Source organism: Nitrospira sp. T9, from assembly GCF_052156535.1.
Lineage (GTDB): Bacteria > Nitrospirota > Nitrospiria > Nitrospirales > UBA8639 > Nitrospira_E.
In genome coordinates this window covers 280,243-301,125 of record NZ_JBQKUP010000035.1, presented here as the reverse complement: position 1 = coordinate 301,125, position 20,883 = coordinate 280,243, and the positions used below count along the sequence as shown (strand labels likewise).

Below are 20,883 nucleotides of genomic sequence, written 5' to 3'. Positions count from 1 at the left end.
TCTGAATGACATTGCTGAACGGATCGATGAGTGCGGATCAATCATGTTGTGAACATGTTCACGGGCAGGGTAAAAGAATTCCATGAAAAGGTCAATTTTCATAGAAGAATCGGAGAGAAATATCCCGGGTATGAAATAGAGAGGTGAGTGAATGGGAGTGGAGTTGCGGACGTCAGACGGTCTGGGATGAGCCCTATTCCCTGGACTCTCTGATGGCGTGTGATAGGATAATTCGTATTGGCACTGTTTATGATGTACCTGAGTGAGTAGGAGAAAGGAAAGCCGGAAATGGCATCAAGTCGTCAGGGCTGGATGAGTGTGACATTGGCCATTATGGGACTGATGGGATGCGTGGGACAGCAGGAATTCGTGGACGCTCAGCAATCGGCTATCGGGCGTGGCATTGTCGAAGGCACCAAAGGCTATCAACAGATTCAACACGAAGCGTTGTCCGCCCATAGGCATTTAAGAAAGGTTCAGGGCCAGGTGTTTAAAATCGAAGGCGCGGCCTATGTTGTGCACGTAAACGATCAGATTGAAGCGCGACTGCCCTTTGATGAAAATACCCAGATTGATCGTCCGGCGCATGTGGGGGACTGGATTGAAGCGCAGCTCGATCAGTCCGGTCGCGCCAGAATCATCCGGAATATCGACGGCCAAATGGTACTCGAATAAGCGCCTTTCTTTACAATCTTGACCCTCTTCGGTTTCTCCTTGAGGCGTCCCAATAATCCCCTCTCAGAAGTTTTGTCTTGCAACTTTTTTCAATCAACTGAGAATGTTGAGTCGCATGGTTGTGCCCATGAGAGCTGTTGAAAGTGACGACGGGTGGAGAATCCTGAGTTAAAGTAAGCAGGCTAATATCCGGGAAAACCCGGGATAAAAGGAAGGAGAATGGAGATTGCAATCAAAATAATGATGATCCATTCAAGAATTTCCATCCGTTGATTGCCGGTTTGACCGGCCATTTTGTCATACAAATTATCCAGTGTGTTCAACTTGCGAAGAATGCTTGCATCCCAGCTTTGCAAATGAAAGCGTTGAGACGCCAGGCGCGAGACTCTAGCTAGATATTGATCCCCGAATAATTTCAGGGTATTGGTCACCCGTTCAAAGAGAATGGCGCTATCGACTTGCATGCTTGCGATTCGGCGAAGATTGGCATCTGAGGATCCCGGCCAACGAAACCTGTGCCGGGTTTCCTGTGTCAGAGCGCCATACGCGTCGTCAAGCGCCTCGTCTAATTGGTGATCGAGAAATCGCCGCTCGACTAATTCCACATTGGCAAATTCTAAGACCGCCAGCACGTCATCCATCTCTTTCCCGATCATCAGCGCGGCATTCCAATCAATGAGGGTCAGGTCCTGCGTTCCAAAGGCAATTTGACTCGTGGTGGCATCCCGAATTTCCTGGTCTGACAACGGTTGATCCTCACAACGGAGGATTTGAGACAGAAGGGTGCCGTGTTGGGTCACAAATTGCGAAAGATCCAAAGCGGGTTGTGTCGAGAAAATATGAAATATCGTATAGTCCTCGACAAATTCGGAGATATTCGGTTTTTCAATGGCTGAACCTAACGTGGTCAGGAGAGATTGGACGTGTCGGAGTGTGTTTTCGAGCAGTTGAGTATTTTCATAGAGCGCTTCACTGAGCGGAAGCAACGATGCAAACGGTCCCGCGAGTGGAATCTGATAGGTGACCATGATCGCGCCGAAGTCATAGAGGACGGTTTCGACCGTGTGAAGGGTGCAGTGCGTTCCGAGACTGATCGATTGAAGTTCTTCCGTAATGCGGAGCGGTGCGGGATGATAATCAAAGTATTCCGGTGCCGGCCGTTTTCGTTTAATCCGCCCTCGTTCCTTGATGGCCGTAATTCGTTGCTCGGCTTCCTCAATTTGAATAGAGGCGCCCACGTCATAGGCAAAGACGGCGATACACCTCCCGTCTTGTATGTGAAAATTACCTGGGGCAATCATGGGTGGCATGTGTCAAGTGTATGGCGATGGATGGCGGACTGACACACTCGGAACCAATATGTGCTGCTCACGGGTTGCTTGGGGAAACGGAGATCGAAGAGTGATAAAAATCATACACATCATTCAAGTGAAATCGGACATGGATTTAGACGTCGTGAGTAGAGTCAACCCGTGGGATTTCCACTTCCATGCCGGGGAATTCCGTTTTTAGTCTCATGGCAAACGCAAGCGACTGGCGTTCTTCGCCATGCACCACAAAGACTTTTCGAGGATGCGGTGTAATCGCGCGGACATAGGCGAGGAGATCATCCCGGTCCGCATGAGCGGAATATCCATTTAATCGGACTACCTGAGCTCGCCGTTGCGTAGGGATTCCAAAAATAGGCACCGTGTCCCATTCCTCAGCCAGTTTGCGTCCTAAGGTGTGTTCGGCTTGCCATCCCACCAAGACGATCACATTGGCTTCATCCTCAATAGTATGTTTGAGATGATGCACGACGCGTCCCCCTTCACACATGCCCGATGCGGAAATAATCACGCATGGGCCGCTGCGCCGGTTCAGGAGCTTGCTGTCTTGAGCCGTCGAGATAAAATTGATGTATTTGGCGGCAAAGACATCGCCGGTCGAGGTAAAGGTTCGATAGGTTTCTTCGTCGTAGCATTCCGGGTGCTGGCGAAAGACTTTGGTGGCTTTCAACGCAAGAGGGGAGTCGATATAAATTGGAATGGGTTCGACCTCTCCATTGTTCACGAGTTCCTTGATGCGCATGATGATTTCTTGAGTGCGGCCGACGGAAAAGGCTGGAACAATAATTTTGCTTTTGTGTTGAATCGCATGGGTCACGAGTTCTTTGGCGATTGCTTTTCGTTTGGTTTGGTCGTCCTCATGGAGTCGGTCGCCATAAGTCGATTCAATGATCAGCACATCACAGGAGGGAGGCGCATGCGGATCCCGAAGGATTGGCATGTTGGCCCTCCCCAGATCTCCCGAAAACAGGACCGAGGTGGTATTCCCACGACTTTGATGCTTAACCCAGATGCCTGCCGATCCCAGAATATGACCGGCATCATGAAATTGCACCTTTAGATTGGGGGCCGCAGAGGTGGTGGCCCCATATCGTACTCCTCGAAACTGATTGCCGATGATTCGAACATCCTCTATCGAATAAAAGGGTGTGACACAGGCTGGACCCCTCCGTCGTTCTTTTTTATTCACGTACCGACAGTCACTTTGCTGAATCCTGGCGGAATCCTCCAGTAATATTTTTGTCAAATCTGCCGTGGCCGACGTCATATGGACCGATCCGCGAAAGCCCTCTTTTGCGAGGACTGGAAGTGCTCCGGAATGGTCGATGTGGGCATGGGATAAGCACACGGCCGTCAGGGATTTTGGATCAAAGCCAAGGTGACGATTCAGTGTGGCCGCAAGGTCTCGCCGCCCTTGAAACATACCGCAGTCCAGAAGCAGGCGGGAGGATCCCGCGTGGATGAGATGACGACTCCCCGTGACGGATCGGGCAGCTCCATGAAACGAAATCTTCATGATGGGGCTTCAAGTGGATGTTCGGCCATGATAATGTTCCAGGCTTCCCCTGCGGTTTCAGCATAATGAAACAATTGCAGGTCTTCAGCCTCGATCAAGCCATTCTCCACAAATTTGTCCCAATTGATGAGATCTTCCCAAAAGGGTCGTCCGATGAGTACGACTGAGACGTCACGTACTTTTCCTGTTTGAAGAAGGGTCAGGGTCTCAAATAATTCGTCCATAGTCCCGAATCCGCCGGGAAAGACCACCAGGGCTTTGGCTCGATTGAGAAAGTGCATTTTCCGAAGGGCAAAGTAACGAAATTGAAAACACAGTGCAGGAGTAATGTATGGGTTGGGCAATTGCTCATATGGTAACGCAATATTCAGTCCGATGGATTTGGCCTTTACATCGGCTGCACCTCGATTGGCTGCCTCCATGATACCGGGACCCCCGCCGGTGATGATGACGAATTTTCGACGTCCGTCTATCTGACAACTGGAAGACACCAGGCGGCCGAATTCACGTGCTTCCTGATAATAGGGAGAATACGCCTTCTGGTTTTTGGCAATGGCTACGGCCCGTTTTTTTTCAGGATCGTGCGGTGAAGCGGCCAGCTCTTCTTCCGCGATCAAGAGCTTGGCTTTGGCTGCGGCCGGTTCCAGAAGCCTGGCACTGCCGAACACCACAATGGTGGATTCGATACCCTCGTCCCGTTGGATCAGTTCCGGTTTAAACCATTCCAATTGGAGCCGGACCGCCCTGAGGTCGTCTCGCTGCAAAAAATCAAGATCGGAGTCTGCCCGTTTGTATGCCGGAGAAGACAGGAGAGGAGGATTAGATTGTGGCAAATTGGTCATAGACAGATACAATTTTCAGGAAGAAAGCAGTGAGAAGATTATAAAGACCCAGGAAGTAATTTGAAACTGCTGAAAATGAATCAATGGGCATATTCTTGCTTAAGACACGTATAGGGACACTCATACTACAGAAGTAATCCGGTCTATTGAGCGAAGGGGTTGGTTGAATAACAAGAATCGGGTATAGTCCAATTGATTGAATTGTAGCGGAGTGAGCGATGAAAGTACCCACTTCCCCAGCCATTCCTGAATGTGAAGCCTGTCCCATTCGTGAATCGTCCGATATCTGTCAGCTCGTCCCTTCTGTGGAAGAACCCTTCGGGCTCATTAAACGCAGGGCCATGTATCAGGCCGGCCAATTTGCGTTCTACGAAGGGCATGTGGCCCTGGGTCTATACATTCTCTGCCAGGGGCGCGTGAAACTGACCCGGCTTAATCGGAAGGGGCAACAGCGGTTGGTGGGTATTTTGGATTCCGGCCAACTGCTGGAAAAACAGGCCTTTCAGGAGCAACCGGTTCATCAGGTCACTTGTGAAGTCTTGGAGCCTTCGCAAATTTGTCTGTTGGATCGCACCAGTTTTCTCTCCTTTCTGAAAGAACATGGTGAATTGGCGGTCAAACTCGTTCAGGTACTCAGTAAAGAAATGACGGCTGTGTTGAATGCCGCTGATCAATTTGCGTTCACTCCGGCACGTGAGCGATTAGCCAGACTCTTATTGGAATTGAGCGATCGATTCGGGAAAAACGATGATGCTGGCGTTCGCATTACCCTCAAACTCAAACGGGAAGATCTTGCGCAAATGACGGCGGTCACCGTAGAGACCGTAGTCCGGCTTCTTCATGATTTCCAGGAAGATCATCTCATTATGGTGCATGGACGGGAATTGATGATTATAAATGTCGATCGCTTGACGAAAATTGCCGGTATGCCCCTCTCTCGTTGAAGTATTCCTCCTCAACGCTTCCTCTCTTTTCTATCGTTTTTCCCGTTTCCTCCCTAGGAGCCTGTCGGACTTAGGATGAATCGGCTGCAAAAGCGTCTAAGCGGTCCATATTTCACCGCTTTCTTGGACCATAGTCCTACTATGGGCCGGCGAAATTGTCAAAATCTGGCCTCGCTCAGCCGCTTTTTCGCTCTCGATCCCCCAAGTCCGACAGGCTTCTAGCACTGGCTCTGCTCGGTCTTCTTTAACCTCACTCCGACTCTCATGCACTGCCTTCCCGTCTTCTGCGTACTCTCGCCGTCTTTAGGTCATTCGGCCTATTCAAAAGATTGATAAGTATCTGATTGGCCATTGTTTTCCAACAAGGTCCTGCTTTCGGGAATCGTATACCCTACGGCCCGTTCAATGGTTTTCCCAGTTCACTGAAGATGAGGGACGCAGAGGTGATGCACAAGTCAAGGACATGGTCATGACGGGTCGAAGTTCTACCACAATTCTTGAATGGGGAGGAGACATGATGAGCAGAAGCCGGTCGGTAACACAATTGGGCCTATTGGTTTGGATTGTGGGATGTATGTTGTGGGCAATACCGGAAGTGAGTCTCGCCCAGGGGTTAAGCGTGGACGAAAGGCTGAAGCGTTTGGAGCAGAAAACGCTCTCCCAATCCCCAGGTGCTAAACAAGAAACCGGGAACATGGTGTTTTTCCGTGGAGGCTGGGCAGGGTTAGTGAATGATCGTTCGAATGAAGTAGAGACCGATGTTTTTGGTCTGAGTGGGTCCAATGATAGTAATAACGGCTATTATGTCGGCGCTGGACTGGATCTGGTTCTCACGCGAGATATTTGGGATTTGTTTCCGGGAACCTGGGTGTTGGGGGAAATCGGGGTGGAATATAAACGGTTTAATTCCAAAAACGTGACGCAGGCGGTTCCCAGCACCTGTGCCCTCGCAGGAGTCCCGACTTGCTCGGTCGAAACTAATAAAAAGGTGCAAATCACGATGTTGACGGTGAATGTGGCACCGAAAATCATGTTTATGGAAGGCAGCCGATTCCGTCCCTGGGTCATTCCGGTAGGGCTGGACTTCCATGTCATCAGTCCTCCCTCAAATGATACGACTGTCCTGGATATCGGTGTCCAGTTCGCAGTCGGGGCGCAATATCGAATTTGGAAAGCCATTCATCTTGGAGTGGACGGCCGATTTCATCTCGCGACCGGCCAAACAGATACAACGAATAATTTCGGCACCGCCGGTGCGTATGTCGGCATCGCGTTTTAATTATCGGAAAGGGAATCATGGGAAGCCGCGGAGATGAGATTGCGATCGGACCTGGTTGGCCCAAGAGAAATTGGAGAGGTAAATTCTGCCGCCTATAAAAGCAGCAGCAATTAGGACATCGTTGGGTCCGTCATAATCCGGCTTCGACTATAGGGAGACGCTGTTTCGAGTATTCGCGTGTCGGAAGTGGTAGCTACGTATGATAGATTTTACCACTCACTCGAAATGGTTCTTTTTACGAGATCGGATACATTTTTGTCTGGTGAGGACACAGTAATCCCGCTACAATTCCAGGGTGAATTTCTTATATATTATCCTGGTCTGGACTCATCTGATTGCCGCAACCTTCTGGATTGGAGGGATGCTGTTCCTCTCCCTTGTCGCAGTGCCCCTCATGAGACAGGCCTCCGACCCTCTTACCGCTCAACGCGGATTTATAAGCCTTGCTCGTCGATTCAGAACGCTCGTATGGAGCGCCCTATTCATTCTGGTGGTGACGGGGTCGGTCCTTCTTGGAAATGTCATCAATTTCCAGGCTCCCCTTTCCTCCTGGCCACCTATTGTCTTCACGAAACTGATACTAGTGTTCCTGTTAGCGGTGGTTTCCTTCGGTCACGACCGGATAATGGCACAAAAAGTAAGCACCCTGAAGAGCAAGGCTGCTTCAGAATTATCGGCTGGCGAAAAGCTCCTGCTCCGATTATCCTCCCTCCTTGGCCGACTGACCCTGTTGTTAGGGTTGGGAGTGCTGTTGTCTGCCGTTATCATGGTGAGAGCCTGAGGGTAACGATCTGAATTCCGGAAATGGAATAAAAAAAGGAGAGGCCTTGTGGACCTCTCCCTTATTATCAGACGTATAGAGTGATCGTTAGAATCGGCTGCGCCGCTTTCCTCCAAAATCTCCTCCGCCTCCGCCACTGCCACCGAATCCACCACGGCCGCCTCCGCCGCCACCGGTTCGTGGAGCTTGGGGTTTGGCCTCGTTCACCGTCAATGTGCGGCCACCAAACTCCGTAGAGTTCAATGCTGCAATTGCGGCTTGTGCTTCCTCTCCGGTAGACATCTCAACAAATCCGAATCCGCGCGATTGGCCGGTGAACTTGTCGCTAATGACGTTAGCTGATTCGACGGTGCCGTGTGCCGAAAACAGGTCGGTTAATTCTGCTTGAGTCGCTGAATACGGCAACCCACCTACATACAATTTTGAACCCATGGGGTTCCTCCTTTTAAAAAGATGATATTGTCTGATGCTCGAGAAGGGTAAAACATATGGAAGAGGTAGGCCACGGACGCTGTTTCCACGCGACTCAGGTCAGACACTTCCGAGTTATTCTCTCGGGCTAAACAACACCGGTTACGGGCTTGAGTGATTGAACTCTCAAAGCTAAGCCCAGGGCGATGAGTTAAAAAATCGTAGCACACAAGGAAAGTAAAAGATAGTAGCGGAAAAATGGCACTATTACCCATTGGTTTATAGATACGATGGTGCTATCCGGAATGGATAGCATAACCGGAGTGCTTCAGGGTTGTACGGTTACGCCGTTGACGCGTTTCAGTTTGGTCAGGGCAATCGAGAGATCGTATTTGGCCTGCGCGTAGTCTATCTGTGTTTGCCGCAAGACCCGTTGGGCATCCAGCACATCCAGCAGACTGGCCTCCCCGTATTTAAAGCTGACTTGGGCGATGCGTAGCGCCTCTTGTGCCTGCTTGAGCAGGCCCTTTTCGTATGTGGCAATTTGTGCGACCGCGGCTTGAGAAAGTTGGATCTGCTGGGTGATTCCTTTGAGAAGTTCCTGCTTGGCCCGAAGGAGGCTCGCTTCCCGTTGTCGCAAGGTGCCTTTGGTCTGGGCAATGTCTCCCTGACGTTGATTCCACACCGGAAAAGGTATGGAAACCCCAGCGATATAGGCTTCCCGCCCTGCGTCTCGTTGGTACCCTCCACTTAGCGTCACATCGGGCACGCGAGCCTGTTGCTCCTGATGGTGGGTCTGCTCCGCTGGTGCTATCAGTTTTTTCCATTTGGTAATGATGGGATGGTTTGCCAGAGTCTGCTCCGAGAGTGTCTCGAGGTGTAAGGCTCCAGGCCAGACGGCGAAATCACCTTGAATGGAGAATTCAAGTCCCAATGCCACGGCAGTGAGGCTATTGAGTGAGGCTTGGATGGACTGGACGACACCTCTGGTCCGGGCGACCTCTTTTTGAGCTTTCATGCCCTCCACCTTGATTTTCACGGCATCAAAAGGGGGCGCTTCACCGGCGTCAACCCGACGAATCACGGCTTTTCGGACTTCTTCCATCGTCCGAACATTTTGGATGGCCTTTTCCGTTTGACGTTCGGCGAATAAGAGGTCATAGAAAGCCTGTTTGGTTGCGGTAATCAAATTCAGTTTGGCTTCTTCATTTGAGGCCAGGGCTCCGTCCAATCCTGCCTGGGCTGCCTGTTGGCGTGCGGCCCGTTTCCCGGGCCATTCGATGGGCTGATAGAGGGTGGCATACCGTTCAGTGAGTGTAATGCCGGTAGGATCTCTAACGGTTCCACGTCCACTCTGAATCCATAGCGTGGGGTTGGGATAAACGGAGGCAGAGATTTTATCTCCTCCCCCCCCCTTTGTTCGATGATCCCCTCACTTTCGTTCATAAGGGGATTTTTCTCTAAGGCCATGGCCAGAATATCTTGCAGACCATAGGTCGGGGCACAGCCTGTGGTGTGGTGTCAGTCGCTGCCAACACCGGCTGCCAGCAGAGACCGTATAGCATGATGAGGCAAATGATCTGTTTGAACCACATGACATGTTCCCTTCTTGTGACAACACCATCCTTCTCAGGTTGAGGTGGTGCTGGTGTGAGACTGATGGGGTATGGCTGGTTGTTTGTTGGAACGGCAGACGGTGCCGTACAGCGCTGGAATAATAAATAGGGTCAAGGCCGTGGATGTGATCAAACCGCCGATCACGACTGTGGCCAGAGGCCGTTGGACCTCGGCTCCCATACTGGTGGCAACGGCCATCGGTAAAAACCCCAGACTGGCGACGAGGGCGGTCATTAAGACAGGGCGAAGACGATCCATGGCCCCCTGTGCCACAGCGTCCCGGGTCGGAAGCCCTTTGGCTTCCAGTCTTTGGATACGGCTCACCAATACGACACCGTTTAAGACGGCGATCCCGAAGAGGGCCACACAGCCGATTACCGCCGAGATACTCAACGGCAGGCCTCGAATCCAAAGGGCAAAAATCCCGCCCGACAGAGCGAGGGGCACATTCAGAAATATGAGCAGGGCCGGACGAATCGTTCCAAAAATCACCGAAAGAATGGCGATGATAAGCAGTAAGGTAATCGGCACCACCACAGCCAACCGCCGTGAGGCCTCCTGGAGATGTTTAAATTGTCCACTCCATTCAAGGTAGTACCCGGGTGGGAGGGAGACGCGGTCGCGGATAACCTGTTGGGCTTCGGTGACAAATGAGCCGAGGTCCCGACCACGGATATTGGCTTCGACCACCAGACGGCGTTGAATATTTTCTCGACTGACTTGCGCAGGGCCTTCATCGACTTCAATAGTCGCGACGCGGGACAAGGGAACCAGTTCACCATGTGCGGTGGGGATCAGGATGTTGCCAAGCGCTATCGGCCCGGCCGATGTCTCATCAGAGAAGCGGACAATCAGATCAAAGCGGCGTTGCCCCTGAAAGACGGTTCCGACAGTTTGGCCGACCCGGACGGATTCAATAATACCTAACACGTCTTTGGCACTCAGCCCGTATCGCCCGATTTGGTCACGGTCAACGGTGATCCGAATCCTGGGGACACCGGTGACCTGTTCCACTTTCACATCGGCAGCGCCGGGCACTTGTTCGAGTGCACGAGCTACCACATCACCTTGATGGCGTAAGACCTCAAGATCCTCTCCGAAAATTTTGATAGCAAGATCGGATCGGGTGCCGGCAATGAGTTCATTGAATCGCATCTCAATCGGCTGGGTGAAGCTGAGTCCCACGCCGGGAACCTCTGCCAGAACGGCGGTTTTAAATTTTTCGATCAACGTCTCTTTCGAAGTGGTCGTGGTCCATTCGTTTCGAGGCTTCAGGATGACAAAGACATCAGACATGTCAATGCCCATCACGTCAGTGGCCACTTCCGGACTTCCCGTTCTGGTCACCACCTGGACGACCTCGGGAAATTGGCGTAACGCCCGTTCTACGCCCAAAGCGGTTTCCACGGATTCGGTCAGGGAGACACTGGGAAGCCTCCAGACTTGAATGGCCATATCGCCTTCCTCTAATCGAGGAACAAACTCGATCCCTAAGCGGGATCCAATCACCAGACTGAGAATAAACAGAAGGATGCCAGGGAGGACCACCAGCGCCGGCCGGTTTAAAGAGACCGCTAACCATGGTCGATAGAGTCGGCGAAAACGCCGAATGAGCCAGGTTTCTTCATGGTTCGGCCGGGCGCGGGCAAACCAATACGACAGCACAGGGACGCCTGCTACCGCAAAGAGCAGTGAGGCGGCCAGGGCAAAAATGACGGTCATGGCCATCGGCCGAAACATTTTGCCTTCTAACCCGAGCAACGACAAAATTGGAAGGTACACCACGATGATGATGCCGACTGCAAACACAATGGGCCTCAACACTTCCCGTGCGGCTTCCTGAATCGTCGCCAACTTCTCTTCCTTCGATTGGCATGTGACGTTTCCAAGCCGTCGCAGAATGTTATCGATCATGACGACCGATCCATCCACGAGCAGTCCAAAATCGATTGCTCCCAGGCTCATCAGGTTGCCGGAGATGCCGGCGTGATACATGCCGGTGAAGGCCATCAGCATGGAAAGGGGAATGGCCAACGCCACAATAAATCCGGCCCGAACGTCTCCTAAAAATGAAAAGAGAATCGCGATGACCAGCAGACCCCCTTCGAGTAAATTATTTCTGACGGTGTTGATGACTTTTGAGACGAAGAGGGTCCGGTCATAATAGGGTTCAATCACCACTCCCGGTGGAAGGGTGGCTTGAATTTCCTGGACGCGTTCTTTCACACGTTTGACCACTTGCTGGGCATTGGCGCCTGCGAGCATTTGAACCATCCCGATGACGGTTTCTCCCTCTCCCATCCGTGTGGCCGCGCCTATCCGCAGGGCGGCGCCTTCTTTGACTTCTCCCAGATCTCTAATGAAAATGGGAACCCCACCCGGCCCATGACTCACGACAATTTGCCCTAAATCGGTAATGGTCGAAGCCATCGCTTCGCCCTTGATGAGATATTGTTCCCGCTCATGTTCTATGTAGCCGCCGCCAGCGAGGGCATTGTTCTGTTCGAGTGCTTCAAACACCGTCTGTAATGTGAGATTGAATGCTAGAAGCTTGCCGGGGTCGACCACCACCTGAAATTGTTTGGTTTCTCCCCCCCAGATATTGACTTCCACCACGCCGGGAACAGCCCGAAGCCGCCTGCCAATATCCCATTCCAGAAGAGTTCTCAAGAACATGGGACTGTGCCCCTGGCCTGTGAGGGTGAATTGGTAGACTTCTCCCAGGCCGGTTGATAAGGGTCCCATCATCGGTCGTCCATAGGCGGCGGGAATGCGTTCGGTGGCTAACGTTAGTCGCTCGTTCACGAGTTGTCGGACAAAATAGAGATCGAGGTGTTCCTCAAAAATCGCCGTCACGGCCGATAGGCCATAACGTGAGACTGAGCGCACCTCCTGTAATCCCGGTATTCCACTGAGTGCGGTTTCAATAGGAAATGTGATGAATTGTTCCACCTCAATCGGACCGAGCGCGGGGGAACGGGTGAGGATCTGCACCTGGACGGGGGTGAGATCGGGGACGGCGTCGATCGTGAGATTGGTCAGCGACCATACTCCGGAGGCGATCACCAGAAGAAGGGCAACGACGGTAAAAAACCGATACCGAAGTGAGAGAGTAAGAAGACGCTCCATTAACAGGGCTCAATAGTGTGAAAAGTGGTGTGAAAAGAAAAAAGGGAATTGTTCAAAGGGATGCTTTTCACAACAAACTTTTTACTTCTCACGTCCTACTCCCCCTGAATGGAGGTTTTCATGATGGCGTTTTTCAGGTCGAAGACACCTTCGGTGACCACGTGTTCTCCTAACTTCAAACCCCGTGTGATTTCCACAAGTCCGCCGCCTTCCCGGCCGGTCTCGACAAACACGAAATCGTATCCATTGTCCCGTTGAACGAATACGCCGCGCACGCCATCCAACATCGTTAAGGCCGATAATGGTATGGATAACGCGGGATGTTGTTGATCGATCAACCGCACTTCCACATATTCATTGGGTTTGAGTCGGCCTTTCGGGTTCTCGACGTCGAACCGCACGCGGATCGTTCGAGTGGTGGCATCCGCGACCGGGGCGATATAGGTGAGTCGGGCGGTGATGGGCTCTCCGCCACGGGGAAGAACCTGGCCTTCATCACCTTCCTGGAAACGACGGGCTTGTTCGATGGGCAGATTGGCAAACACCCACACGCGACTGGTATCCACTATTTCAAAGAACTCGTCTCCTGCCGCCACGCCCTGGCCCAGCACGATCTGTTGGCTCACCACCGTTCCGCTGAGTGGGGCCCGTAGCAAATATTTGTGCCCTTCCAGATGACTGCCATGCTCCAGTTGCTGGAGTTCTTGTTGGCTGAGTCCCATGTTCAGGAGCTTTTCCCGAACGTGCTGATAGACGGCCTGGGTTTCAATCTGCTGTCCGCGGTCTTCCAGAAAACGACGTTGGGAAATAATGTTTTCAGCCAGGAGTTGTTTGGTTCGCTTAAAGTTGCTGGAGGCTACATCCAATTTGGATTTGGCCACCAGATATTCCTGGACTAATTCATCCAAGCGCATGCTTTCCACGGCCGCGAGCGGCTGATCTTTTGTAACCCGATCCCCTAATTGCACCATCACCTTATCCACTTGTCCGGGGATGCGAGAGGAAACTTTTGCCACGTGCGCGAGATCAAGGGCGACATTTCCCGGAGCCGAAACTGAATGCGGGGTCAGGCGTTCTTTGACTTCTTCAATTCGGATTCGTTGACGCGCTTGTTCAGGGACATAATCAACGTGAAAGAGCTGTCCCGGAGAGGGAGCGAGATCGGGCAAGGAAGCCGTCACGTCTGTGTCCGCTAGGCTGTCAGTTGGTGGCTGGGTGTCGGAACATCCAAAGGGGAACAGCCCGATAAGACAGAGAACAGGGAGCCATCTCCAGTGTCTGTGATTCAGATTCTTCATGAATGGCCCAATTGGACAAAAAATCTCCTACAGTAAAATACTATCATGGTGTTCCTGTTAACGGTGTTTCTTCCCCGGTTGGGAATGTGATCGTGAATGTGGTGCCGTTTCCTGCTTGACTCTGTGCCTGAATAGTTCCTCCGTGGCCTTCGATAATCTCCTTGACGATCGCCAATCCCAGGCCTGTTCCTCCTGATTGGCGATCCCGCGCCTGGTCGATTCGATAGAATCGCCCAAACAGGTGAGGGAGATGTTGGGAATCAATTCCCGGCCCGGAGTCCTCCACGGATAACCGGATGGATCTATCCTGAGACTTGACCCGCACGGTGATGGTTCCATCTGAAGGCGTATGCCGGAGCGCATTATCCAGGAGATTGATCAGGGCTTGTTTGAGCTGTGAGGCATCTCCCATGAGAGGAGGAACAGGTTCAAACTCAGTCTGCAGATGGATACCGCCTTCGTGTGCTAACACGGACAACTCGCCTACGATTTCTTTGACAAGTGGCGGGAGGTCAAGGGTTTGCAAGACGAGTGGGGGGCGGTCACCGGCGAATTGTGCAAGGGTAAGGAGCGATTTGGTCATGGCGGTGAGTCGGTCGACTTCAGCCAGGTTGGAGAGAATGGTCTCCCGGTATTCCTCTGCCGACCGTGCCCGTTGCAAGCTGACCTCAAAATTGCCTTTCATCGCCGTTAATGGGGTTTTCAGTTCATGGGCTGCATCGGCCACGAAGCGACGTTGTCCTTCAAAGACCTGCTGCAAGCGGTCCAACATGCCGTTAAAGGTGTGGGCGAGGCGTTGAAATTCGGCGTAGGGCGAGCTGAGTGTGAGACGAGTGGAAAGCGTCTGCCCGGACACGGTTTCCGCCGTCTGACTCAATGCCTTGACGGGAGACAGGGCTTCATCGGCCAATCGTCCGCTTCCCCATAAGGCAAAGAGGAGGGAGATCGCGGAGGTGCCACAGAGTAGCCATGCCAACCACTGAAGGGTTTCCTGAACAAATTGCAAGGATTTTTCCGTTTGTAAAATGAACCGTCCATGGTCTTCGATGATGAGAGGAATTGAGATACGGCGAATGGGCGGATGATCCGGCTTGTGAAAGGTTTCAAAAACGGTTTCTCCATCGAGGACCTGCATGATAAGTTGGGATGTCACAGGAAGGCGATTCTCTGTACTCTGCCCACTCCAGAGAATATGGCCGGCGGGATCCAGGATGGCGCTGTAGCGGATAGCCTGCTGTAACTCCTCTTCGTCATCAAATTCTTCTAATTCGTCTTCTTCATGTTTCCGGTGAGGAGACACACGAACATGGTCCGTCGCCAGGTCCACGCGGAGGCTTTCCTCCTGTGCGAGTGCCATCAGTTCTCCATCGATATGGCGGTGCAAAATTGTGGATAGTCCCAGGTACAGGAGCAGGCTAAAGAGGCCTAGGAGGATCACAATAAAACCTAAGGCCACACGACGTATGCGAGTGCGAAAGGCCTGCATGGTTTAGGCCTCCGGAATCTTTAAGACATAGCCGATCCCCCGCACCGTATGGATCAGCTGCGGAGAAAAGTCCCGATCCATTTTGCTGCGCAAGGTTTTAATGTGCACATCCACAATATTGGTCACGGACTCATAGTGAATGTCCCACACGTGTTCGGTAATGGCTGTTCGGGTCAATACCCGTCCCGTGTTTCTCATGAGATATTCCAAAAGTGAATATTCTTTGTTGGTCAGAATGATGGTTTGGCCTGCCCGTGAAACACGATGGGTCACCGGATCCAGCTCCAGGTTCGCGATCGTAAGGCGAGGTGTGGGGAGGGCACTGCCGCGACGGAGAAGTGCTCTGAGGCGTGCCAATAATTCGGCAAAGGCAAACGGTTTCGTTAAATAATCATCGGCGCCGGTATCCAGACCGGTCACTCGATCTTCAATGGCCTCCCGTGCGGTCAAGAGAAGAATTGGGGTTGTGTGGCGTTTCGCTCGAAGTCGGCGGCAGACGTCAATGCCGTTCATTTTGGGAAGCATAATATCCAGAATGATCACGTCATAGCGTGTGGACTCGGCCATGGCCAATCCCATCTCACCGTCAGTGGCGAGATCCACAGCATATTGCTCTTCCCGCAAGCCTTTCACAATAAATCCGGACACACTTGAATCATCTTCCACTAAAAGAATACGCATGGGTTTCCTACTGAAAATTACAATCGGTCGGGTCGGGTGTTCTCCGGCACATTATAGGAGAACTGCCCAAAATCCCAAAGTCGCGAAGGCAAGCGTCTCGTGCGTCCCAATCATCGATTCGGGAATTCCGGGCTTTTCAGCAGCTTCCACTGCCCAATCGCCAGCCATGGCGGCAGCCACCTCTTCGAGAAGACCGGGAATAATAAGCCATAAGGCGCCGTCACGAAAGATTTCACGATTTGAAAGAGGCTTCTGCGGCATCAAATAGCACACTGGTGAAGGGCAAGGCGATGGGGAAATGAACTAATATGGGATGTCATCGCAACTCAATCATGATTTCTCCTGTGAGTCGTCAATGCGGGGAAACGAGAGAAGGCCCCACACCCCCTTGAGTATGGGGCCTTGCTGTTTTCTTAGGATTTTTCGGTATTCTTGTGAGAAGCGCCTTTCTCGTGCCCTTCCTCGTCCTCGAGTTCAGAGCTCAGAATTTTTCCCGATTGGGCGTCAATCTCAAATTCCCTGATCTCTCCGGCGGCGTTGACGATCTCGACCTCATACATCCCCTTCCCGTCTTTACTTTCCAGCTCGGCTTCCAGCACCTTGCCTGGAAATTGAGTCGTCGCAGTGTTGATGGCTTCTTCCATGGTGACCGACGTGGCCAGGTTGGCCATGGCCGCTTTGTCTTTGCCATCATGACTCATGGCCAATCCAACAGAAGTCAATAGCAACGCTGAGGCGCCCAATAAACTGAATGAGTGTAACCGCTTCATGATACATCCTCCTTAGTGAAAAATTAATGGAAGCAATCGGCTGTTCATGAATACAGCATAGACTGTCTACATGAAGGCGATATGAAGCGGACATGAAAGATTCTTCATCTAGAGAGAATAACATGAGCCAAGATAGGCCCTTGTCGACGCACGCGAAAAGACGTAAAGGTCGCTATGGGGAGGGGAAAATGCGTTGTCGGCTGAATACGAATGTGCGCGCCAACATGGCGGCAAGGAAAAGCCGGTCTAGACGTTGAACTTGAAGTGGCAGACGTCGCCGTCTTTGACGACGTATTCTTTGCCTTCCGAGCGGATCAGGCCCTTCTCGCGCAGGGCGGCTTCCGACTTGTATTTGTCGATATCCGCGAAGGCGTAAATGTCGGCCTTAATAAAGCCCTTTTCGAAGTCGGTGTGGATGACGCCGGCAGCCTGTGGCGCCTTGGCTCCGATAGGAATGGTCCAGGCTCGGACCTCCTGCACTCCGGAGGTGAGGAACGAGCAGAGCCCGAGTGTTTTGTAGGCGGCGATGACGACCTTCTCCAAGCCGCTCTGCTCCATGCCCAAATCGTTCATGAAAATTTCGCGGTCTTCGCCGGACAGCTGGGCGATTTCGCTTTCGAGTTTGCCACAGATCACGACCGATTCCGAGCCGCGTTCCTTCGCGAAGGCATGAAAATCCGCAAGGGTGGCCGGATCCGGATTCTCATCGGTATTCCCGACATAGAGCACGGGCTTCGTCGTGAGCAGGAAAAAGTTCTTGAGGATTTCCGGCTCGAGGCCCAGGGCTCGCGCGGGTTTACCCGCTTCGAGGCTGTTCTTCAGAATATCGAGCACCACAAGAGCCTCTTTCGAAGCCTTGTCTCCGGACTTCGCCTTGGCCGTGACCTTGTCGTACTGTTTGGTGAGACTGTCGAGGTCCGCAAGCATTAATTCGGTTTCAATCACCTCGATATCACGACGATAGTCCACGCCGCCCATGGTGTGCACCACGTCCGGATCCTGAAAGAGTCGCACCATGTGAAGGATGGCGTCGACTTCCCGAATATTCGCAAGGAATTTATTTCCCAGCCCTTCGCCCTGAGAGGCGCCTTTAACCAGACCGGCGATATCGACGAAACGGCAGGAAGTCGGCACGGTTTTCTTGGGTTTGACCAACTCGGTCAGGCGCCCAAGACGTGCGTCAGGAACGGCCACGACACCGACGTTTGGCTCGATTGTCGTAAACGGATAGTTCGATGCGGCCGCGTTTCCAGAGGTCAACGCGTTAAAAATCGTAGATTTGCCGACGTTGGGTAGACCGACGATGCCAATTTCCATAGGAGATGCAAGGTATCAAATTTGAACCCTGCAGATCCTTGAGCCAAAAGGCCTATACGTACCCGCTCATGCTCTCGTCGTAAAATTTCTCGAAAGGTGAATAATTTTTCTGCCGTTTCTCCGTACCCTACCTTTAAGTTGAAACAGAAAACTGTATACCGATCAATTCAGGCATGAAGGAAGCGGGATTTTCCGTTGATTTCAGAATAGCAAATTTTGAATGTGATCACTCCACTGTGTCCGAGGGGATGAATGTGTGTAGCGTTTTTTAAAATCCACCCTTAGGAAGACCGTATGACAATGGAGCTTGCAACCAGAAGAACCATGGAAAGGGGGGCTTGTGCAAAGAGGGGATGGGGGTCCTTTATACGTGGTAAGCCAACCAACTATTGCCGTGCAGGTTTGGCCATGAAGGTTCAGGGCAAATCTGGATTCGAATGGGGGTGTCCCTCAACACGGGTAACTCTCGAAATTGATGAGGAATTCAGGATCGGATCTTGCGGGTTTTCTCCTTTCCGCAACCGGGTACCCAATCGCCTGTTTTTTCTTGACTTAATTCGGTGGTTGAAGAAAAATTGATTAAGCTGTGCAGTCGTAGCGTATTGAGATGTGAGCAGGAGAACGAATGTGGAAAAGCCGCGTGGCAACATTGATTCATCATCGTCATGCATCAGAGGTTCAATTGCATTCATTATGAAATCCTAATGGTCCTGATAATATTGTCAGCCTCAAGATTGTGTGGGTTTCGCTGACTGGGGTGAGACCCCAATATCCATCTCAGGGAGGAGAGTTCATGCAGGAGGACAAGAATCAGATTGTGTCAGGCATTCTCAAGGCCAGGGCAGAATTGGAGCAGGTGTTGTATGACCTGGAGAAATTGCCGGTCGTCAGTGAAAGTGCTGTCCATTTTGCCGCACATGCACTGAATAACTTTCTCACCGTAGTAGGGGGGACAGTCGAATTGCTTCTATTAATGCTGGCGAAACATCCGGACGACCAGGTTCGCACCGGGCTTGAAGCGTTGAAGCATGCTACTCACTTGATGACGCACACCGTAAGCCAAATGGTGAATGCCGAGACAGGACGGGATGCGACGCTGCGTTTCGAAAAGGTGGAACTGCCGATCATGGCCCAGCGGTTCCGCATCTTTTATCAACGCATTGCGGATCAAAAACAGATTCAGTGTCTCTCGGTTGCCCCTGCGGATGTTCCTTCGGTGTGGACGGATCGTGTGGCGACGGCCGCCGCGCTGGATAACTTATTCTCGAATGCAGTGAAGTACTCATTCCCTGGGAAGCGGATCTGGGTCGAAGTGGAGCCTGAGCAGGATTGGGTTGTTTGCCGTGTCCGCGATGAAGGCCCGGGTCTGAGTCCGGTAGACCAGGCCAAACTCTTCCAACCCGGGGCACTACTCACTCCGAGGCCTACGGCAGGAGAGCTTTCAACAGGGTACGGCTTAGCGGTGGCCAAGGAACTGATCGAGAGGGTGGGAGGGCAGATTTGGTGTGAGAGCGTGGTTGGCCAGGGGGCCTGTTTCTCTTTTCGTCTTCCACAATACCGGGAAACGGTGCATGGATCGGGGATGACCCAGTCAGATCCGCAAGAGGGAAAGGAACGCAGGGGTTGATCCGAATGCCGGAGCTGGTTGTGGCGCTCATAGCATGAGTTCACTTCACGGCTCCCGGTGGCGGCCCAGACAGGTGAAGGCTTGAGTTGGGAGTCAGCCTAGCTATGACATTTCGCAACAACGTCGCCGCGTTTCTTTGGGGCTTTTCGGCAATTTTCCTGGTGCTTGTTGCGGTTATGACATATGTGTTTATCCGCGGCGGGGCACCATTCGGCTATTCTCCCATCATTGTCACTGGGGCGATGGCGCTCTTGTGGATCGGTGCGGTGGGTTTCACCGTATATTCCACGAGCAAACATTGCCTTCGTGTCACCGTCCAATCAGATTCACATGTCTTCATTACATGGCGCTTCCCGTTCAGGAAGGAAGAAAGAATTGTGGCGTGTACCGACGTCGCTCCTGCAACAGTGGTCGAGTCAACTGACGATGAAGGTGCCCCATACTTCTACGCTCGCGTCCCGATTCAGGATGGAACGATGATAGATATCGCAGAGGGTCACCATCGGGCGTCCTGTGAAGCGACGTGTCTACGCTTTAACGCGATACTGGGGCAGCGCTCGACTGAAGCAACTGTGTGAGGGAATGGCGAGAAGGTCTTAAAGGTGTTCTCAGCAAGGCCCTAGAAGGAGAAAATCCTATGAAACCGAAACTATGCATCCTGTGTCCCCTTCTGACCCTAATCGCCTTGTCTCTTTGTTTGTCTCCCGCCTTTGCGGGTGTGGAAACGGCAAAGGCCGGACTCGGGCAATCGCAAGCGTCTGCCGTCAAATGGCAGGCGGACGCGGTTCTGGTCCAAATCATCACCGTCTCAGGAAATATGGACGGCACCGCGGAGAAATGGAGCTTTCTCTTCCATTCACCTCAGGCCAAAAAGAGTTACAAGGTAGACGTGAAGGGCAGCAAGATTGACCAAACGACTGAAGTGTCGCCGAGTTTCACCGATGCCGTGGCTGGAGACTTTATTGATAGTGTCCAGGCGATGGCAGAAGCGAAAAAGAAAGGACTCAAAGGGAAGCGCAGAGCCATGTTTACCCTCCATGTCATGCTTCAAGGCACCAAAAGCGAAGGCGCCTATTGGAATCTTGTTAGTGATCAGGCGGAAGGAAGAAGCACGCTCATCAACGCTAAAACAGGGAAGTTCTTCAGACACCAGCCACTGAAGTAGATGTGAATGAAGGCCTC

The 20,883-nt window shown here is 52.1% G+C and carries 19 protein-coding genes; 7 read left to right on the top strand and 12 right to left on the bottom strand.

Annotation, left to right across the window (positions count from 1 at the left end):
• Positions 1-288 precede the first annotated feature (288 nt).
• Complete coding sequence (locus tag ACTRXD_RS11840; RefSeq protein ID WP_442432008.1) at positions 289-675, top strand: hypothetical protein; 387 nt, start codon at positions 289-291, stop codon at positions 673-675.
• Positions 676-857: 182 nt separating this feature from the next.
• Here the strand turns inward: ACTRXD_RS11840 and ACTRXD_RS11835 are convergent, their stop codons facing one another.
• The 3 genes from ACTRXD_RS11835 to ACTRXD_RS11825 all read right to left on the bottom strand — a co-directional run bounded on the left by ACTRXD_RS11835 (position 858) and on the right by ACTRXD_RS11825 (position 4,361).
• On the bottom strand, positions 858-1,985 hold the full coding sequence (locus tag ACTRXD_RS11835; RefSeq protein WP_442432007.1) for a hypothetical protein: 1,128 nt from the start codon (positions 1,983-1,985) through the stop codon (positions 858-860).
• A 136-nt stretch (positions 1,986-2,121) separates the two neighbouring features.
• A complete protein-coding gene (locus tag ACTRXD_RS11830; protein WP_442432006.1) occupies positions 2,122-3,519 on the bottom strand; it encodes an MBL fold metallo-hydrolase RNA specificity domain-containing protein in 1,398 nt (465 codons plus the stop codon).
• Complete coding sequence (locus ACTRXD_RS11825) at positions 3,516-4,361, bottom strand: TIGR00730 family Rossman fold protein (RefSeq protein ID WP_442432005.1); 846 nt, start codon at positions 4,359-4,361, stop codon at positions 3,516-3,518. The genes ACTRXD_RS11830 and ACTRXD_RS11825 overlap by 4 nt, the downstream gene beginning before the upstream one ends.
• Before the next feature lie 218 nt (positions 4,362-4,579).
• Between ACTRXD_RS11825 and ACTRXD_RS11820 the strand changes: the two genes are divergently transcribed.
• From ACTRXD_RS11820 to ACTRXD_RS11810, 3 genes are all read left to right on the top strand, one after another.
• Complete coding sequence (locus tag ACTRXD_RS11820) at positions 4,580-5,305, top strand: Crp/Fnr family transcriptional regulator (RefSeq protein WP_442432004.1); 726 nt, start codon at positions 4,580-4,582, stop codon at positions 5,303-5,305.
• Positions 5,306-5,774: 469 nt separating this feature from the next.
• Positions 5,775-6,584, top strand: coding sequence for a hypothetical protein (locus tag ACTRXD_RS11815; RefSeq protein WP_442432003.1), 810 nt, complete (start codon positions 5,775-5,777; stop codon positions 6,582-6,584).
• 295 nt (positions 6,585-6,879) lie between these two features.
• A complete protein-coding gene (locus ACTRXD_RS11810) occupies positions 6,880-7,365 on the top strand; it encodes a hypothetical protein (RefSeq protein WP_442432002.1) in 486 nt (161 codons plus the stop codon).
• 87 nt (positions 7,366-7,452) lie between these two features.
• On the opposite strand, the gene ACTRXD_RS11805 is transcribed toward ACTRXD_RS11810, so the two are convergent.
• From ACTRXD_RS11805 to ychF, 9 genes are all read right to left on the bottom strand, one after another.
• A complete protein-coding gene (locus tag ACTRXD_RS11805) occupies positions 7,453-7,797 on the bottom strand; it encodes an RNA recognition motif domain-containing protein (protein WP_312646836.1) in 345 nt (114 codons plus the stop codon).
• 307 nt (positions 7,798-8,104) lie between these two features.
• Entirely contained in the window at positions 8,105-9,097 is a 993-nt protein-coding gene (locus tag ACTRXD_RS11800) for a TolC family protein (protein WP_442432020.1), read from the bottom strand.
• A gap of 308 nt (positions 9,098-9,405) precedes the next feature.
• Entirely contained in the window at positions 9,406-12,522 is a 3,117-nt protein-coding gene (locus ACTRXD_RS11795) for an efflux RND transporter permease subunit (RefSeq protein ID WP_442432001.1), read from the bottom strand.
• A gap of 95 nt (positions 12,523-12,617) precedes the next feature.
• Positions 12,618-13,703 carry an efflux RND transporter periplasmic adaptor subunit gene (locus ACTRXD_RS11790; protein ID WP_442432000.1) on the bottom strand — a complete coding sequence of 362 codons (1,086 nt, stop codon included), beginning with the start codon at positions 13,701-13,703 and terminating at the stop codon, positions 12,618-12,620.
• Positions 13,704-13,863: 160 nt separating this feature from the next.
• The gene (locus ACTRXD_RS11785; RefSeq protein WP_442431999.1) at positions 13,864-15,306 is read right to left on the bottom strand and encodes a sensor histidine kinase; all 1,443 of its coding nucleotides are present in this window, start codon (positions 15,304-15,306) and stop codon (positions 13,864-13,866) included.
• A 3-nt stretch (positions 15,307-15,309) separates the two neighbouring features.
• Positions 15,310-15,987, bottom strand: a complete 678-nt coding sequence (locus ACTRXD_RS11780; RefSeq protein WP_442431998.1) for a heavy metal response regulator transcription factor — start codon at positions 15,985-15,987, stop codon at positions 15,310-15,312.
• Positions 15,988-16,038: 51 nt separating this feature from the next.
• The gene (locus ACTRXD_RS11775) at positions 16,039-16,248 is read right to left on the bottom strand and encodes a hypothetical protein (RefSeq protein WP_442431997.1); all 210 of its coding nucleotides are present in this window, start codon (positions 16,246-16,248) and stop codon (positions 16,039-16,041) included.
• Positions 16,249-16,400: 152 nt separating this feature from the next.
• Complete coding sequence (locus ACTRXD_RS11770) at positions 16,401-16,757, bottom strand: PepSY domain-containing protein (RefSeq protein WP_442431996.1); 357 nt, start codon at positions 16,755-16,757, stop codon at positions 16,401-16,403.
• Positions 16,758-17,003: 246 nt separating this feature from the next.
• A complete protein-coding gene (ychF, locus tag ACTRXD_RS11765; protein WP_442431995.1) occupies positions 17,004-18,074 on the bottom strand; it encodes a redox-regulated ATPase YchF in 1,071 nt (356 codons plus the stop codon).
• A 793-nt stretch (positions 18,075-18,867) separates the two neighbouring features.
• Here ychF and ACTRXD_RS11760 point away from each other — a divergent pair.
• The 3 genes from ACTRXD_RS11760 (at position 18,868) to ACTRXD_RS11750 (ending at position 20,866) form a co-directional block, all read left to right on the top strand.
• Positions 18,868-19,701, top strand: a complete 834-nt coding sequence (locus tag ACTRXD_RS11760) for a sensor histidine kinase (protein ID WP_442431994.1) — start codon at positions 18,868-18,870, stop codon at positions 19,699-19,701.
• A gap of 104 nt (positions 19,702-19,805) precedes the next feature.
• On the top strand, positions 19,806-20,279 hold the full coding sequence (locus ACTRXD_RS11755) for a hypothetical protein (protein WP_442431993.1): 474 nt from the start codon (positions 19,806-19,808) through the stop codon (positions 20,277-20,279).
• A gap of 59 nt (positions 20,280-20,338) precedes the next feature.
• On the top strand, positions 20,339-20,866 hold the full coding sequence (locus ACTRXD_RS11750; protein ID WP_442431992.1) for a hypothetical protein: 528 nt from the start codon (positions 20,339-20,341) through the stop codon (positions 20,864-20,866).
• The last annotated feature ends 17 nt before the right edge of the window (positions 20,867-20,883 follow it).

Excerpts from the sequence above, each read along its gene's own strand:
- ACTRXD_RS11820 (WP_442432004.1), top strand. The coding sequence starts at position 4,580 with ATGAAAGTACCCACTTCCCCAGCCATTCCTGAATGTGAAGCCTGTCCC.
- ACTRXD_RS11780 (WP_442431998.1), bottom strand. The coding sequence starts at position 15,987 with ATGCGTATTCTTTTAGTGGAAGATGATTCAAGTGTGTCCGGATTTATT.
- ACTRXD_RS11755 (WP_442431993.1), top strand. The coding sequence starts at position 19,806 with ATGACATTTCGCAACAACGTCGCCGCGTTTCTTTGGGGCTTTTCGGCA.
- ACTRXD_RS11815 (WP_442432003.1), top strand. The coding sequence starts at position 5,775 with ATGACGGGTCGAAGTTCTACCACAATTCTTGAATGGGGAGGAGACATG.
- ACTRXD_RS11825 (WP_442432005.1), bottom strand. The coding sequence starts at position 4,361 with ATGACCAATTTGCCACAATCTAATCCTCCTCTCCTGTCTTCTCCGGCA.
- ACTRXD_RS11795 (WP_442432001.1), bottom strand. The coding sequence starts at position 12,522 with ATGGAGCGTCTTCTTACTCTCTCACTTCGGTATCGGTTTTTTACCGTC.
- ACTRXD_RS11750 (WP_442431992.1), top strand. The coding sequence starts at position 20,339 with ATGAAACCGAAACTATGCATCCTGTGTCCCCTTCTGACCCTAATCGCC.
- ACTRXD_RS11805 (WP_312646836.1), bottom strand. The coding sequence starts at position 7,797 with ATGGGTTCAAAATTGTATGTAGGTGGGTTGCCGTATTCAGCGACTCAA.
- ACTRXD_RS11830 (WP_442432006.1), bottom strand. The coding sequence starts at position 3,519 with ATGAAGATTTCGTTTCATGGAGCTGCCCGATCCGTCACGGGGAGTCGT.
- ACTRXD_RS11760 (WP_442431994.1), top strand. The coding sequence starts at position 18,868 with ATGCAGGAGGACAAGAATCAGATTGTGTCAGGCATTCTCAAGGCCAGG.
- ACTRXD_RS11770 (WP_442431996.1), bottom strand. The coding sequence starts at position 16,757 with ATGAAGCGGTTACACTCATTCAGTTTATTGGGCGCCTCAGCGTTGCTA.
- ACTRXD_RS11840 (WP_442432008.1), top strand. The coding sequence starts at position 289 with ATGGCATCAAGTCGTCAGGGCTGGATGAGTGTGACATTGGCCATTATG.
- ACTRXD_RS11835 (WP_442432007.1), bottom strand. The coding sequence starts at position 1,985 with ATGCCACCCATGATTGCCCCAGGTAATTTTCACATACAAGACGGGAGG.
- ychF (WP_442431995.1), bottom strand. The coding sequence starts at position 18,074 with ATGGAAATTGGCATCGTCGGTCTACCCAACGTCGGCAAATCTACGATT.
- ACTRXD_RS11775 (WP_442431997.1), bottom strand. The coding sequence starts at position 16,248 with ATGCCGCAGAAGCCTCTTTCAAATCGTGAAATCTTTCGTGACGGCGCC.
- ACTRXD_RS11785 (WP_442431999.1), bottom strand. The coding sequence starts at position 15,306 with ATGCAGGCCTTTCGCACTCGCATACGTCGTGTGGCCTTAGGTTTTATT.